The organism is Streptomyces sp. NPDC047117 (assembly GCF_040643545.1).
In the GTDB taxonomy this organism is placed as follows: Bacteria; Actinomycetota; Actinomycetes; order Streptomycetales; family Streptomycetaceae; genus Streptomyces.
The window spans coordinates 155,719-169,978 of the sequence record NZ_JBEYUN010000017.1; the positions used below are offsets into that span (position 1 = coordinate 155,719).

The 14,260-nt window shown below is 72.4% G+C and carries 12 protein-coding genes; 8 read left to right on the forward strand and 4 right to left on the reverse strand.

From position 1 onward, the window contains the following. Window positions 1–83: 83 nt before the first annotated feature. On the reverse strand, window positions 84–800 hold the full coding sequence (locus tag ABZ840_RS28825) for a M50 family metallopeptidase (RefSeq protein ID WP_361563958.1): 717 nt from the start codon (window positions 798–800) through the stop codon (window positions 84–86). Window positions 801–835: 35 nt separating this feature from the next. Here ABZ840_RS28825 and ABZ840_RS28830 point away from each other — a divergent pair, with 35 nt between their 5' ends. The 8 genes from ABZ840_RS28830 (at window position 836) to def (ending at window position 8,650) form a co-directional block, all read left to right on the forward strand. Continuing rightward, entirely contained in the window at window positions 836–1,654 is an 819-nt protein-coding gene (locus ABZ840_RS28830) for an SOS response-associated peptidase (protein ID WP_361563961.1), read from the forward strand. Window positions 1,655–1,700: 46 nt separating this feature from the next. Continuing rightward, window positions 1,701–2,336, forward strand: coding sequence for an alpha/beta family hydrolase (locus ABZ840_RS28835; protein ID WP_361563963.1), 636 nt, complete (start codon window positions 1,701–1,703; stop codon window positions 2,334–2,336). A 279-nt stretch (window positions 2,337–2,615) separates the two neighbouring features. Next, window positions 2,616–3,335, forward strand: a complete 720-nt coding sequence (locus ABZ840_RS28840) for a sigma-70 family RNA polymerase sigma factor (protein ID WP_361564091.1) — start codon at window positions 2,616–2,618, stop codon at window positions 3,333–3,335. Then, window positions 3,332–3,712: a mycothiol system anti-sigma-R factor gene (gene rsrA / locus ABZ840_RS28845; RefSeq protein WP_361563965.1), complete on the forward strand. Its 381-nt coding sequence runs from the start codon at window positions 3,332–3,334 to the stop codon at window positions 3,710–3,712. Before ABZ840_RS28840 ends, rsrA begins: the two co-directional genes overlap by 4 nt. 126 nt (window positions 3,713–3,838) lie before the next feature. After that, the gene (locus tag ABZ840_RS28850; protein ID WP_361563968.1) at window positions 3,839–5,305 is read left to right on the forward strand and encodes an HD-GYP domain-containing protein; all 1,467 of its coding nucleotides are present in this window, start codon (window positions 3,839–3,841) and stop codon (window positions 5,303–5,305) included. Between the two features lie 110 nt (window positions 5,306–5,415). After that, window positions 5,416–6,636 (forward strand): HD domain-containing protein, encoded by a 1,221-nt coding sequence (locus tag ABZ840_RS28855; RefSeq protein WP_361564094.1) that lies wholly within the window; start codon window positions 5,416–5,418, stop codon window positions 6,634–6,636. Window positions 6,637–6,923: 287 nt separating this feature from the next. After that, window positions 6,924–7,910, forward strand: a complete 987-nt coding sequence (locus tag ABZ840_RS28860) for a hypothetical protein (RefSeq protein WP_361563971.1) — start codon at window positions 6,924–6,926, stop codon at window positions 7,908–7,910. Window positions 7,911–8,005: 95 nt separating this feature from the next. Then, entirely contained in the window at window positions 8,006–8,650 is a 645-nt protein-coding gene (gene def / locus ABZ840_RS28865; RefSeq protein ID WP_361563973.1) for a peptide deformylase, read from the forward strand. 39 nt (window positions 8,651–8,689) lie between these two features. Here def and ABZ840_RS28870 read toward each other — a convergent pair whose 3' ends face one another. The 3 genes from ABZ840_RS28870 to ABZ840_RS28880 all read right to left on the reverse strand — a co-directional run bounded on the left by ABZ840_RS28870 (window position 8,690) and on the right by ABZ840_RS28880 (window position 14,177). Continuing rightward, window positions 8,690–10,615, reverse strand: coding sequence for a transglycosylase domain-containing protein (locus ABZ840_RS28870; RefSeq protein ID WP_361563976.1), 1,926 nt, complete (start codon window positions 10,613–10,615; stop codon window positions 8,690–8,692). Between the two features lie 155 nt (window positions 10,616–10,770). Next, window positions 10,771–11,820, reverse strand: a complete 1,050-nt coding sequence (locus tag ABZ840_RS28875; protein WP_361563979.1) for a ribonucleotide-diphosphate reductase subunit beta — start codon at window positions 11,818–11,820, stop codon at window positions 10,771–10,773. Beyond that, entirely contained in the window at window positions 11,820–14,177 is a 2,358-nt protein-coding gene (locus tag ABZ840_RS28880; protein WP_361564097.1) for a ribonucleoside-diphosphate reductase subunit alpha, read from the reverse strand. The genes ABZ840_RS28875 and ABZ840_RS28880 overlap by 1 nt, the downstream gene beginning before the upstream one ends. Window positions 14,178–14,260: the final 83 nt, after the last annotated feature.

Here is a 14,260-nt window from a genome sequence, read left to right on the forward strand (position 1 = left end):
TCGCAACCTGTGCGAAACATGGCACTGGTAAAGCAACTGCGCACGGATCGGCGCCGCACCGCCCGGCCCGGCAGGTTCTCACCTCACAGGTTCAGCAGCCACCGGCCGCCGCCGATCAGCGAGCAGAGCGTCACCACGTGGAAGAGGCCGAGCCAGACGGCGGCCGGGACGTTCGTCAGCCGCGCCAGCTGGTCCGGGTCCGAGTCCACTTGTCCTCCGGAGCGCTTGCGCTTCCCCTGGATCTCGAACGGCGGCCGCACCCCGCCCAGCAGCAGGAACCACACCACCGCGTACGCGAACGCCGCCTGCACGTCCGCGGTGGTCAGCCAGGAGACCAGGAAGAACGCCGCCCCGGCGAGCACCACCGTCAGCACGCCGTACGCGTTGCGCGTCATCACCAGCATCGCCAGCAGCAGCGCCGTCGCGCCCCACAGCAGGGCCGTGATGTGGCCGGCGGCGAGCAGCGCGGCACCGGCCAGGCCGAGCAGCGAGGGGGCGAGGTAGCCGGCCGCCGCGGTGAGGATCATGCCGAGGCCGTGCGGCTTGCCGCGGCTGACGGTCAGCCCCGAGGTGTCGGAGTGCAGCCGGATGCCGTCCAGCTTCCGCCCGGTGAGCAGGGCCACGAGGCCGTGGCCGCCCTCGTGGGCGATGGTGATGGCGTTACGGGCAATCCGCCAGGCGCTGTAGGGGAGCACCACCGCCAGTGCGACCACGGCGGTGGCCACGACCAGCCAGACCGACGGATCGGGCTGGGTGGCGAAAACCCGGTCCCATACGTCTGTGATGTGATCGGTGTCCATCTCTCCCCTTGCTGTGGCGTGGCACTGTGGCATACATGTGCGGACGGTATGCGGCGAGCAGGCGGCCCGAGGATCTGGTGGGGATCTTCGAGGTCGAGAAGTGGGAGCCCGAGGAGACCCTCGCTCCCGACTGGAATGTCGCACCCACCAAGAACGTCTACGCGGTGCTCGAACGCCCCGTCAAAGACGCTGAAGACCGTCGTCCGGTTCGCCAGCTGCGGCCTTTGAAGTGGGGACTGGTGCCGTCGTGGGCCAAATCACCCGACGTCGGCGTGAAGATGATCAACGCCAGGGCGGAGACGGTCCACGAGAAGCCGTCCTTCCGCAAGCCCTTCGCGGCCCGCCGCTGCCTGCTGCCCGGCGACGGCTATTTCGAGTGGGTGACCGGCGTGGGCGAGCGGCAGCTGGAGGAGCAGGGCCGCAAGAAGCGGCCCCGTAAGCAGCCGTACTTCGTCACCCCGGCCGACGGCGCCGTGATGGCGATGGCCGGGCTGTACGAGTTCTGGCGCGACCCGACGCTGCCCCCGGACCACCCGCAGGCCTGGTGGGCGACCTGTTCCGTGGTCACCACCGCCGCCGAGACCACGCCGCTGGCCGGCGCGTCCGGCGACGCGGGCCCGCAGTCCCTCGCCGACATCCACCCCCGGATGCCGCTGGTGCTCCCGCCGGACCGCTGGGACGCCTGGCTGGACCCGGCCACCACCGACCTGGACCGGCTGCGCGAACTGCTCGCGCCGCCGCCCGCCGGCATGATGCGCGCCTACCCCGTCTCCACGGAGGTCAGCAACGTCCGCAACAACAGCCCCGAACTGGTGAAGGAGCTGGCGGCGCCGGAGGAGGAAACGCTGTTCTGACCGGCCGGCCGCCCTCCCCGCGGGCCCGCCGGGGCAGGATGGGGCCATGAGCGAGAGCGAGACGGTCGGCACACCGGCGGGCGACGCCCGGATCACCTGGCACGAGGCGCAGGGCACGGCCCGTACCGTGCTCGCCGTGAGCCACGGCGCGGGCGGCGGCATCGAGGCACGGGACCTGGCGGCGCTGGCCGCCGCCCTCCCGGAGCGCGGCGTCACCGTCGCCCTCGTGGAACAGCCCTGGCGGGTGGCGGGCAAGAAGCTGGCGCCCGCCCCGAAGACCCTCGACGCGGCCTGGACGGCGCTCTGGCCCGCACTGCGGAAGCCCGGCCTGCCGGTGGTCGCGGGCGGGCGCAGTGCCGGGGCGCGGGTGGCCTGCCGTACGGCGCGGGAACTCGGCGCGCACGCCGTCCTCGCCCTGAGCTTCCCGCTGCACCCGCCCGGCAGGCCCGAGAAGTCCCGCGTGACCGAACTCACCGAGGCCGGCGCGCCCACCCTGGTGATCCAGGGCGGCCGCGACCCCTTCGGACGCCCCGAGGAGTTCCCCGACGGCACCGAGATCGTCGAGGTGCCGCACGCCGACCACGGCTTCGCCGTACCGAAGAAGGCCCCCATCGCCCAGGACGAGGCGCTGATGCTCATCGTCGAGGCCGCCGCCGAGTGGCTGGTCGGACTGCCCGACTGACCCGCGCACCCGCCCCGGGCGCCGGGAATGCGGGGCGGCCCGGCTCTGTTGTGCGTGGCGTAGGCAGCAGCCACGTACTGGTACGCACGAGGAATGGGAGTCCACCGCATGGGGATCGCATGCCCGGCCCGACCGCAGGGCACCGGCTGGTCAGTGCCGCAGCCGGCACAGGTCCAGGCGGGACACCACGTCACGGCTGGAGCGGCGGTGGTACCGGATCGTCGTCTATTCTCCGATTCGAGCGGATCCGCATCCGGATCCGGCACGGTGTTGGAGGAGGTGGGTCCGGTCACCGGTACCGACGCAGGGACCGACGGGACGGCACGAGCACGTAACGAGGACCAGGCGGACGCTGCCCGCACGCAGGCGACGGGCGAGTCGGAGGCCGAGCGCAATCAGCGCTTCGAGCGCGACGCGCTGACCTTCCTGGACCAGATGTACTCCGCCGCGCTGCGCATGACGCGCAATCCGGCGGACGCGGAGGACCTGGTGCAGGAGACGTACGCCAAGGCGTACGCGTCCTTCCATCAGTTCCGGGAGGGCACCAACCTCAAGGCCTGGCTGTACCGCATCCTGACCAACACCTTCATCAACTCCTACCGCAAGAAGCAGCGGGAGCCGCAGCGCAGCGCGGCCGAGGAGATCGAGGACTGGCAGTTGGCACGCGCCGAGTCGCACATGTCCACGGGGCTGCGCTCCGCGGAGTCGCAGGCGCTGGACCACCTGCCGGACTCGGACGTGAAGGAGGCCCTGCAGGCGATCCCCGAGGAATTCCGTATAGCGGTCTACCTCGCGGACGTGGAGGGCTTTGCGTACAAGGAGATCGCCGACATCATGGGAACCCCCATCGGCACGGTGATGTCCCGCCTGCATCGTGGCCGCCGACAGCTGCGCGGCATGCTGGAGGACTACGCCCGGGACCGCGGGCTGGTCCCGGCCGGCGCGGGCGCTGCGGCTTCGACGAAGCAGCCGCACGATCGGAAAGGCTCTTCATCATGAGCTGCGGTGACCCGCACGAGACGGATTGCTCCGAGGTCCTTGACCACCTGTACGAGTATCTCGACCGTGAGATGCCGGACGGGGAGTGCACCAAGTTCGAGGAGCACTTCGACGAGTGCTCGCCCTGCCTGGAGAAGTACGGCCTCGAACAGGCCGTCAAGAAGCTCGTGAAGCGCTGCTGCGGGCACGACGACGTCCCCACCGACCTGCGGTCGAAGGTCATGGGGCGGATCGAGCTCATCCGGGCCGGCGAGACCGTGCCCGAGAAGAGCGTGCTGGAGCAGGCACAACAGGAGTCCGCCGGCGCCGAGGGCCCCGGTCACCAGGCCGGCCCGACGGACGCCGATGCACCCACCGAGGCCGCACGCGCCGAATAGCGCGCGGGATCACTCCAACGGGTGAGGGCGGGCGCGCGAGCCCCGCCCAATCCGCCGATGCGCCCGCACACGCCGCCGACGCCTTCTAAGCTCACCGGATCCGGGAGCCGTGGGGGAGGAGGCGCCATGCGGCAGCTGCCCGTGGCCGCGTACGCGTACATCGGCTGTGCCGTGCTGGCGGCGGCCGCCTGTGCCGTCCCCGCCGTCCTGCCCCAGGCCGGCACCCCCTGGCCCACCGTGGGCCTGCTCGCCGTGCTCTACGCCGCCTGCGAGCGCATCCGCAGCTGCCCGCCGGCCCGGGCCCTGGCCCGCGGCGCCCGCTCCGGCGGCGCCCCCGGCCGGGCCGAGGGCATGCCGCCCCGGTGGGGCTGCCCCGTGCTGCTCGCCGGGGTCTTCCTGCTGCCGCCGGCCGCGGCCGCGCTGGTCGCCCTCCCCGGCGCGCTGCTCTCCCGTACCGAGGAGCGCTCGGCCACCGCCCGCCGCGTCTGGCACGCCGCCGAACTGGCGCTGGCCGCCCGGGCCGCCGCCGAGGTCTTCGGCGCGGGCGGCAGCCACGCCGTCCTGACCCCCGAATTCCCGTACGCGCTGCTGCCCGCGGCGGCCGCCACCACCGCCTTCTGCACCGTGCTGGCCGTCCTGGACGGCGGCGTCCTGGTCGCCGCCGAACGGCACCCGCCGCGCACGGCCTGGCGCGGCCTGCTGCTCCGCTCCCTCGCCCCGCACCTGGTGCACGGCCTGGCCGGGCTGATGATGGCCGTCCTGTGGCGCAGCTCCTACGGGCCGCCCGCCGCCCTGCTGGTGCTGCTGCCCATGTACATCTCCTGCTGGGTGTTCGCGCAGTACCACCGCGAGCGCGCGGCACACCAGGCCACCATCCGCGCCCTCGTCCAGGCCGTCGACCTCAAGGACCGCTACACCCGCGGCCACAGCGAACGCGTCGGCCGCGCCTCCGTGATGATCGCCGGCGAACTCGGCATGTCCGAGGACCGCCTCGACGTGATCCGCTTCGCCGGCATCCTGCACGACGTCGGCAAGCTCGGCGTGCCCACCCGGCTGCTGCGCAAGGACGGTCCGCTCACCCCCGAGGAACGCCGCGTCATCGAACTGCACCCGGAGTACGGCCACGAGATCGTCCGCGGCATCGGCTTCCTCGGCGAGGCCAGGGCCGCGATCCTGCACCACCACGAACGCATGGACGGCAAGGGCTACCCCTACGGCCTCCGGGGGCGCGAGATCCCCGAATTCGCCCGGGTGGTCGCGGTCGCCGACGCCTTCGACGCGATGACCTCCACCCGTTCCTACCGCCGCGCCCGCCCGGTCGCCGCCGCCGTCACCGAGCTGCGCCGCAGCGCCGGCGCCCAGTTCGACCCGCGCATGGTCCGCGCCCTGATCGCCGCGCTGGCCCGGCACGGCTGGCAGCCCGACGTCGTCACCGCGGGCCCCGACGGCCCCGCCGTGCCGCCGCCCGGCCCCCCGCGCATCCCGCTCCGCAGACGCACCACGGCACCGGAGCCCGGACCCCCGCCCGGTACGGCAGCCCTGCCCGGCACCGCGACGGGACCGCGCACCGGGCCCTCGGGCGGCGAGCGGTGAGCGGCGCGGCATCGTGGGCCGCCGCCGACGGGCCGGGCGACCCCTTCGCCGTCCCGTACCGCACCGGCACTCCCCGTGCCGTCGTCCTCGTCTACGCCGCCGCCGGCGCCCTGGCCTGCTTCGCGCTGGGCCACACCCTCTGGCGCGGCCTCTCCGACCCCGGCATCGCCCTCGCCTTCGGCGCCCTCATAGCGGTCGGCGAGCTGGCCCGCTGGGGCGCCGGGCCGCCCGCGCGGGGCGGCACGGGGCCGCTGCCCGGCGACCGCGAGAGCGCCCCGCTCGGCGTCGCCGGGGCCCTGGCGTACGCGCTGCTCGGCGAGGTCGGCGGCCGCGCCACCTCGCACGGCGTCCTGCAGGCCGTCGCCGTCGTCGTCGCGGCCGGTCTCGTCGGCCTCGTCCCCCACGTGGCGCTCGGCCGCGGCCCGGCGCTGGACCACATCGCCCGCCGCGTCCTGACCGTCGGCTTCGCCGCCACCTGCTTCCAGCCGCTCTACAACACCGGCCGGCTGGCCGCCTGGATCGGCGACGGCACGTACTACACCTGCTACCTCCTCGGCCTCCTCGCGCTCACCGCCCTGTGCGACGCCGTGCTCGCCGCCGCCCTGGCCAAGGCCCGCACCGGCTGGCCGTACGGCCCCCTGCTCCGCGACGAACTGCGCTCCCTGCTCGGCATCGGCTCCGCGATCTGCGCGACGGGCCTGGTCATCGCGCTGGCCACGGCCGTCGCCGGGCTCTGGGCGCTGCCCGTCTTCTGTCTGCCGCTGCTCCTCACCCAGTTCTCCTTCCGCCGCTACGCCGCCGTCCGCGCCACCTACCGGCAGACCATCGCCTCCCTCGCCCGCGCCACCGAGATCGCCGGCTACACCCCGCAGGGGCACGCCCGCCGGGTCGCCGTCCTCAGCCGCGCCGTCGGCCGGGAACTGGGACTGGGCGAGGCCGAATTGAGCGTCCTGGAGTACGCGGCGCTGATGCACGACATCGGCCAGCTCTCCCTGGTGGATCCGGTCACCGGGGGTGCCACCGCCGGCCTGCCGTCCGCCGAACAGCGCAGGATCGCCCTGCTCGGCGGGGCCGTCGTCCGCCAGACCGGGGTGCCCGCCGAGGTCGCGGTGATCGTCGAACGGCAGGCGGACCCCTTCCGGGACCAGCCGCTGCCCGCCCGTATCGTGCGCACCGTGAACGCCTACGACGACCTCGCGGGCGGCGACGGCGGGCCCGGGGGCACGCTGCGCGCCCTGGAGCGGCTCCGCCTGTCGACCGCGCAGGACTTCGAACCCCGGGTGGTGGAGGCCCTCGCCCGCGTCCTCGCCCGGCCCCTCGGAACCCTCTGACCGGCCGCGCCACCCGAGTGCCGGGTGCCGCACGGGGTAGCTGTCGGGTATCGGGGTACCGGTTCAAGGTCGGACAACCGATGGGTAATGAGCGGCCCCGGATATGGGCATGGTTGGATGCGAAGAGAGCCCCGAAAAACGGGGTTCAGGGGGGCTGCGCAAGGCAAGGAGCAGCAGGGGGCACCAGCCATCGGGCTGAGCCCGGCGGCAAACTGTGGCAGGTTGTCGAGTAGGCCCCTCGGCCGTCCGCCGGACGGCACCAAGGAACCAATCGGCAGGCGGGAATCGTGAGGATCTTCGGCAAGGTACGGCACCGGCCCTCCGCCTCGTGGCGGCAGGCGACCGACCGCGCTTTCACGCTGATCGGCGACGGCCGTTACGAGGACGCGGGCGCCCTGCTCACCCGCGCCGCCGACATGGAGCCGTGGCTCTCGGAGTCGTGGTTCAACCTCGCCCTGCTGCACAAATTCCGGCACGACTGGGAGCAGGCCCGCACCGCCGGGCTGCGCGCCGTGGCCCTGCTGGAGCGCGAGTCCGGGGCGCCCGACTGGTGGAACGTCGGCATCGCGGCCACCGCCCTCCAGGACTGGCCGCTGGCCCGCCGCGCCTGGCAGGCGTACGGCCTCCACGTGCCCGGCGACGGTGCGCCCTCCGGGGAGCCGCGCGGCATGCAGCTGGGCAGCGCCGCGGTCCGCCTCTCGCCCGAGGGCGAGGCCGAGGTCGTCTGGGGCCGCCGGCTGGACCCGGCCCGCATCGAGGTGCTCTCCATCCCGCTGCCGTCCTCCGGGCGCCGCTGGGGCGAGGTCGTCCTGCACGACGGCGTCCCGCACGGCGAGCGCACCACCACCGCCGGGCCCTCGTACCCCGTCTTCGACGAGATCGAGCTGTGGGCGCCCTCCCCGGTGCCCACCTGGGTCGTCCTGCTGGAGGCCGCGGGCGAGGCCGACCGGGACGCCCTGGAGCGGCTGGCGGCGGACGCCGGGTACGCCGCCGAGGACTGGTCCTCCTCCGTCCGGCTGCTCTGCCGTACCTGCTCCGAGAGCCGGATGCCCAGCGACGAGGGCGACGGCGCGCACCTGGACCCGCACGACCACAGCGAGCCCGGCCATCCGGGCCCGCTGGGCCACCGCACGGCCGGTTCCGGCTCCCTGTGGGTACCGGAGCGGGAGTGCGGCATCGCCGCGCCCGCCGGGCTGGTGCGGGGGCTGCTGGACGGCTGGGTGGCCGACAGCCCGGACACCCGCGAGTGGCGGGACCTCGAAGAGGTCTGCTGAGCGCGGTTCCGTCGGCGGGCGCCCGGCCGGTCCCCGTACCCTGTACGGGCAGCTAAGAAGAATTTTTGCGGAATCGCGGAAGGCGTGCGGCGGACATGGCGCAGCAGCAGGTGTTTGATCAAGACGGCGAGCAGCAGGTGGACGACGAGTTCATCGACGACGTGACCGACGCGGACGCGCGCGAGACGGCCTACCGCGAGCGCGGCACCTCCCGCCCGATCACCGTGGTCGGCAATCCGGTGCTGCACAAGGAGTGCAAGGACGTCACCGAGTTCGACGACGAGCTGGCGAAGCTCGTCGACGACATGTTCGCCTCCCAGCGCACCGCCGAGGGCGTGGGCCTGGCCGCCAACCAGATCGGCGTGGACCTGAAGGTCTTCGTCTACGACTGCATGGACGACCAGGGCGTACGCCACGTCGGCGTGGTCTGCAACCCGGTGCTGGACGAGCTGCCGGCCGGCCGCCGGGTGCTGGACGACTCCAACGAGGGCTGCCTGTCGGTCCCCGGCGCCTACGCCGAGCTGGCCCGCCCCGACTACGCGGTGGTCCGCGGCCAGGACGTGCAGGGCAACCCGATCGCCGTCGAGGGCACCGGCTACTTCGCGCGCTGCCTTCAGCACGAGACCGACCACCTCTACGGCTACCTCTACATCGACCGCCTCTCGAAGCGCGACCGCAAGGACGCCCTCAAGCAGATGGCCGAGCGCGAGCCGCGCTACCCCGTCGTCGCCAACGACTGACGCGGCCCGGCATCCGCCCGGCCGTACCGCGCCGCCCGCTCACTTCTGCGCGCCGGTGGCGTACGCGCCCCAGATCCGGGGCGGTATGCCGTTGCCGAACCGGTGGTCGCCGCCCACGCCCTTCATGGGCAGCAGCTGCGGCGTCCCCGGCTCGGTGCGGAAGACGGTGACGGCGGTGGTCAGCCCGCCGCCGGGCGCGCCGTCGTTGCCGATGAACCAGCACGACCGCATGCGGTCCCGCGGGCCGGTGCCGCCCGCCGTGATGCCGTACGGCAGCTTCGCGGTGATCTCCCGGGGCAGCGTCTTCCGGGCGAACGCGCTCAGCGCCCCGTCGATGCCGTGGGCCGCCTCCGGGGCCAGTACCCGGCGCGGCTTCGGCGGCGTGAGCCCCGGCAGCGGCTCGCCGTCGCGCACCACCTTCGTCACGGAGTACGGCTCGGTCCGGCGGCCGTCGTTGCCGAACAGCGAGTACGCGCCGGCCAGCCGGATCGCGCTGGGCGTGGAGGTGCCGAGGGGGAACGTCGGTTCCGGGCGGGCCAGGCTCTCCTTGCGCAGGCCCGCGTCGAGGGCCAGGTCCCGTACGGCCTTCAGGCCCAGGCGCCGGCCCGCGGCGACGAACGGCTGGTGGGCCGAGGACACCAGGCCCTCGTACAGGTCCGGCAGCGCGGGGTCCGCCGTCTCGGCCGGAGAGGACTCGGACGGGTGGGGTCCGGGCGGGTGCGGGAAGGGCACGGCGATGTCCGCCCTGGCCGGGGTGGCGCCGCTGCGGAGGGCCGCGGCGAGCACGAACGGCTTGAAGGCGGAACCGGCCGGGACGCCCGCGGTGTCGGCGTTGTTCGCGAAGTGCTTCGTCGCGTCCGCGCCGCCGTAGAGCGCGACGATCGCGCCGTCCCGGGGCCGTACGGACGCGGCACCGAATTCGACGTGCGTGTCGGCGGCGCGCTTCTTCGGGTCGATGCTGCGGCGGCGCTCGTCCGCCACGGCCTTTTCCAGCAGCGCCACCTTGTCCTTCTCGAAGGTGGTGTGAACGCGGTAGCCGCCGCGCGCGAGATCGCGGTCGGTCAGCCCCGTACGGCTGCGGAGGTATTTCTTCGCGGCGTCGACGAGATAACCGGTCTGCCCCTTCTGGCTGGTGGGGGTGGTGGGCCTGCGCGGCTCCGGATACTTCGTGTAGCGGGCGCGCTCCTCGCGGCTCATCAGGCCGGTCTCCACCTCGCGGTCCAGAATCCACTTCCAGCGCGCCACGGTGCGCCGGCGGTTGGCCTCGCTCAGCGCCGGATCGTACTGTTCGGCGCCCTTGAGCAGCGCGGCCAGCGCCGCCCCCCGACTGGGGTCGAGACGCTCGGCCGGAATGCCGTAATACGCGTCCGCGGCGGCCTGGATGCCGAACGAATGCCGCCCGAAATAGCTGGTGTTGAGATATCCCTGCAGGATTTCCTGCTTGGTCTTGCGGTTGTCCAGCTTCAGCGCGATGAAGAACTCCTTCACCTTGCGCTTGAGGGTCCGGTCCTGCGAGAGATAGGTGTTCTTCACGTACTGCTGGGTGATGGTGGAACCGCCCTGGGCGTCCTGGCCCTTGACCATGTTCACCGCGGCCCGGGCGATGCCGGGGAACGAGACCCCGGAATCGGAGTAGAAACTCGCGTTCTCGGCGGCGATGACGGCGTGTTCGACGGAGTCGGGCACCTGGGCGAGGGTGACGTTCTGCCGGTTGACGGCACCCTCGCTCACCATCTGGCTGCCGTCCGCCCAGTAATAGACGGTGGCCTCCTGGCGCGCGTCGTCGTTCTCGTCCGGGATGCCGACCTGGGCGTACCCGAAGGCGAAGAGCCCGGCGAGCCCTGCCGCGCCGACGGCCGTGGCGCCGAGCTGCTGTCTCCAGGACGGCAGCCAGCGGCGCAGCCCGCCCCGGCCCCGGCGCGGATAGTCGATGAACCGTTTCCTTGGCTGCTCGCTGCCCTTCATGCCAGGGGAGAGCCGACGGGCGGCGGCCGGGTTTCCGGCCGCCGCATGCTGTCATCGACTCATCAAACGGGGCTCATCGACTCGTCAAATCCGGTCCCGATTCGCCGGACATAAAGAACCGGATCCCTCGGCCGTGAGGAAGTGGCGGTGCCGGATCAGAACTCGTCGTCGAAGGAGACCGAGCCCTCCACGGCGACCTGGTACGCCGAAGCGCGCCGCTCGAAGAAGTTGGTCAGCTCCTGGACGTTCTGCAGCTCCATGAAGGAGAACGGATTCTCCGAGCCGTACACCGGCGCGAAGCCGAGGCGCTGGAGCCGCTGGTCCGCGACGCACTGGAGGTACTCGCGCATCGACTCGGTGTTCATACCCGGCAGGCCGTCCCCGCACAGGTCGCGGCCGAACTGCAGCTCCGCGTCCACCGCCTCCTTGAGCATGTCGGTGACCTGCTGCTCCAGCTCCGCGTCGAACAGGTCGGGCTCCTCCTCGCGGACGGTGTCCACCACGGAGAAGGCGAAGTTCATGTGCATGGTCTCGTCACGGAACACCCAGTTGGTGCCCGTGGCCAGGCCGTGCAGCAGACCGCGCGACCGGAACCAGTACACGTACGCGAACGCGCCGTAGAAGAACAGCCCCTCGATGCACGCCGCGAAGCAGATCAGGTTCAGCAGGAAGCGGCGCCGATCGGCCTTCGTCTCCAGCCGGTCGATGGACTCGACCGAGTCCATCCACTTGAAGCAGAACTCCGCCTTCTCCCGGATGGAGGGGATGTTCTCCACCGCGGCGAACGCGGCGGCGCGGTCGTCCGGGTCGGGCAGGTAGGTGTCCAGCAGCGTCAGATAGAACTGGACGTGCACGGCCTCCTCGAAGAGCTGACGGCTCAAGTACAGCCGCGCCTCGGGGGAGTTGATGTGCTTGTAGAGCGTCAGCACGAGGTTGTTCGCCACGATCGAGTCGCCGGTCGCGAAGAAGGCGACCAGCCGGCCGATCATGTGCTGCTCACCCGGGGAGAGCTTGGCGAGGTCGGCCACGTCGGAGTGGAGGTCGACCTCCTCCACGGTCCAGGTGTTCTTGATCGCGTCACGGTAGCGGTCGTAGAAGTCCGGGTACCGCATGGGCCGCAGGGTCAGCTCGAAGCCCGGGTCGAGGAGGTTCTTCACGCCGGTCGTGGTGGTGTGGCTGGCCGCGGCGTTCGTCTCGGTGGTCATTACTGGCAGGCCTCGCAGGACTCGGGGTTTTCCAGGGAGCAGGCGATCGCCTCGGGGTCGCTCGCCTGCTGGGGGACGGGAGCGGTGGCGGTGGCAGCCGCGGCGCGCGCCGACTGCGCGATCCGGGTGGCCGGACGCGACCGCAGGTAGTACGTGGTCTTGATGCCGCGCTTCCAGGCGTACGCGTACATCGAGCTGAGCTTGCCGATGGTCGGCGCCGCCATGAAGAGGTTCAGGGACTGGCTCTGGTCCAGGTACGGCGTGCGGTCGGCGGCCATGTCGATCAGCGCACGCTGCGGGACCTCCCAGGCGGTGCGGTACAGCGCGCGGATCTCCTCGGGGACCCACGGCACGTCCTGCACCGAGCCGTTGCCCTCGCGCAGCGCCTCACGGGTCCGCGCGTCCCAGCTGCCCGCCTTCTTCAGATCCTCCACCAGGTACGCGTTGACCTGCAGGAACTCCCCGCTCAGCGTCTCGCGCTTGAAGAGGTTGGAGACCTGCGGCTCGATGCACTCGTACACGCCCGCGATCGACGCGATGGTCGCGGTCGGCGCGATGGCCAGCAGGAGCGAGTTCCGCATGCCGGTCGCGGCGATGCGGTCGCGCAGCGCCGCCCAGCGGTCCGCCCAGCGCGGCTCGGCGTTCGGGTAGTGGTCCGGGTGCAGCACACCGCGCGCCGTACGCGTCGCCGACCAGTTCGGGTGCGGCCCGTGCCGCTCCGCGAGGTCGGCGGACGCCTCGTACGCCGCGAGCATGATCCGCTCGGAGATCCGGGTGGACAGCTCACGCGCCTCCGGCGAGTCGAACGGCAGCCGCAGCCGGAAGAAGACGTCCTGCAGCCCCATCAGGCCCAGGCCCACCGGACGCCAGCGCGAGTTCGACGCACCGGCCTGCTCGGTCGGATAGAAGTTGATGTCCACGACACGGTCGAGGAAGGTCACCGCCGTACGGACCGTGGTGTCCAGCTTCGCCCAGTCCATCTCGCCGTCGGCGCCCAGGTGCGCCGCCAGGTTCACGGACCCGAGGTTGCACACGGCCGTCTCGCCGTCGTCCGTGACCTCCAGGATCTCCGTGCACAGGTTCGAGGAGTGCACGACCCGGCCCGGCTCCGCCGTCTGGTTCGCGGTCCGGTTCGCGGCGTCCTTGAAGGTCATCCAGCCATTGCCGGTCTGCGCGAGAGTGCGCATCATCCGGGAGTACAGCACCCGGGCCGGCACCGCCTTGACGGCCTTGCCCTCGGCCTCGGCCCTGCGGTACGCGGCGTCGAACTCCGCGCCGTACAGATCCACCAGCTCCGGCACGTCCACGGGCGAGAACAGGGACCAGTCCGCGTCCGCCTCGACCCGGCGCATGAACTCGTCCGGGATCCAGTGCGCGATGTTCAGATTGTGCGTACGCCGCGCCTCCTCACCGGTGTTGTCCCGCAGCTCCAGGAACTCCTCCAGGTCCGCGTGCCAGGTCTCCAGGTACACACAGGCCGCGCCCTTGCGGCGGCCGCCCTGGTTCACCGCCGCGACCGAGGCGTCCAGCGTGCGCAGGAACGGCACGATGCCGTTGGAGTGCCCGTTGGTGCCGCGGATCAGCGAACCGCGGGCGCGCACGCGGGAGTACGACAGACCGATGCCGCCCGCGTGCTTCGAGAGGCGCGCGACCTGGTGGTACCGGTCGTAGATCGAGTCCAGCTCGTCCAGCGGCGAGTCCAGCAGATAGCAGGAGGACATCTGCGGGTGGCGGGTGCCGGAGTTGAAGAGCGTGGGGGAGGAGGGCAGGTAGGAGAGCGTGCTGGTCAGCGCGTACAGCTCGGCGACGTCCGCGAGCGCCCGCTCGGAGTGGTCCTCGGCCAGGCCGCACGCCACCCGCAGCAGGAAGTGCTGCGGCGTCTCGACGACCTTGCGGGTGAGCGGGTGCCGCAGCAGGTAGCGGGAGTACACCGTACGCAGGCCGAAGTAACCGAAACGGTCGTCGGCGCCGTCCGCGAGCGCCCGGTCGACCAGCGCGTCCAGCGCGGCCGCGTGTGCGGTGACGAACTCGGCCGTGGAGTCGGCGATCAGCCCCTCGCGGTGACCGGTGGCGACCGAAGCGGCGAAGCCCGTCGCGCCCTGGCTCGCGGCCTCCTCGGCGATCGCGGCCGTCAGCAGCCGCGCGGCCAGCTTGGAGTACTGCGGCTCGTCGCCGATCAGCCCCGCCGCGGCCTCCATCGCCAGCTCCCGCAGCTCCGCCTCGTCCGAACCGGCGTGCCGGCCGCGCAGCGCGGCCGCCGCGACCTTGCCCGGGTCGGTGGCCGGCAGGTCGGCGGTGAGGTCGGTCAGGGTGCGCAGCAGGGCCGTACCGGGAGCGTCATCGGGCCGCTCGGCCACCGTCCGAGGGGCCTGCGCCTCCTGTGCCGCTTGCGCCTCTTGTGCTGACTCCGCTGGCGCGATGGTCACCTTGTGCTCTCCTC

What these genes read in the sequence shown, in the direction of transcription:
- ABZ840_RS28825 (WP_361563958.1), bottom strand. Translation starts at nt 800, where the DNA reads ATGGACACCGATCACATCACAGACGTATGGGACCGGGTTTTCGCCACC.
- ABZ840_RS28830 (WP_361563961.1), top strand. Translation starts at nt 836, where the DNA reads ATGTGCGGACGGTATGCGGCGAGCAGGCGGCCCGAGGATCTGGTGGGG.
- ABZ840_RS28835 (WP_361563963.1), top strand. Translation starts at nt 1,701, where the DNA reads ATGAGCGAGAGCGAGACGGTCGGCACACCGGCGGGCGACGCCCGGATC.
- rsrA (WP_361563965.1), top strand. Translation starts at nt 3,332, where the DNA reads ATGAGCTGCGGTGACCCGCACGAGACGGATTGCTCCGAGGTCCTTGAC.
- ABZ840_RS28850 (WP_361563968.1), top strand. Translation starts at nt 3,839, where the DNA reads ATGCGGCAGCTGCCCGTGGCCGCGTACGCGTACATCGGCTGTGCCGTG.
- def (WP_361563973.1), top strand. Translation starts at nt 8,006, where the DNA reads ATGGCGCAGCAGCAGGTGTTTGATCAAGACGGCGAGCAGCAGGTGGAC.
- ABZ840_RS28870 (WP_361563976.1), bottom strand. Translation starts at nt 10,615, where the DNA reads ATGAAGGGCAGCGAGCAGCCAAGGAAACGGTTCATCGACTATCCGCGC.
- ABZ840_RS28875 (WP_361563979.1), bottom strand. Translation starts at nt 11,820, where the DNA reads ATGACCACCGAGACGAACGCCGCGGCCAGCCACACCACCACGACCGGC.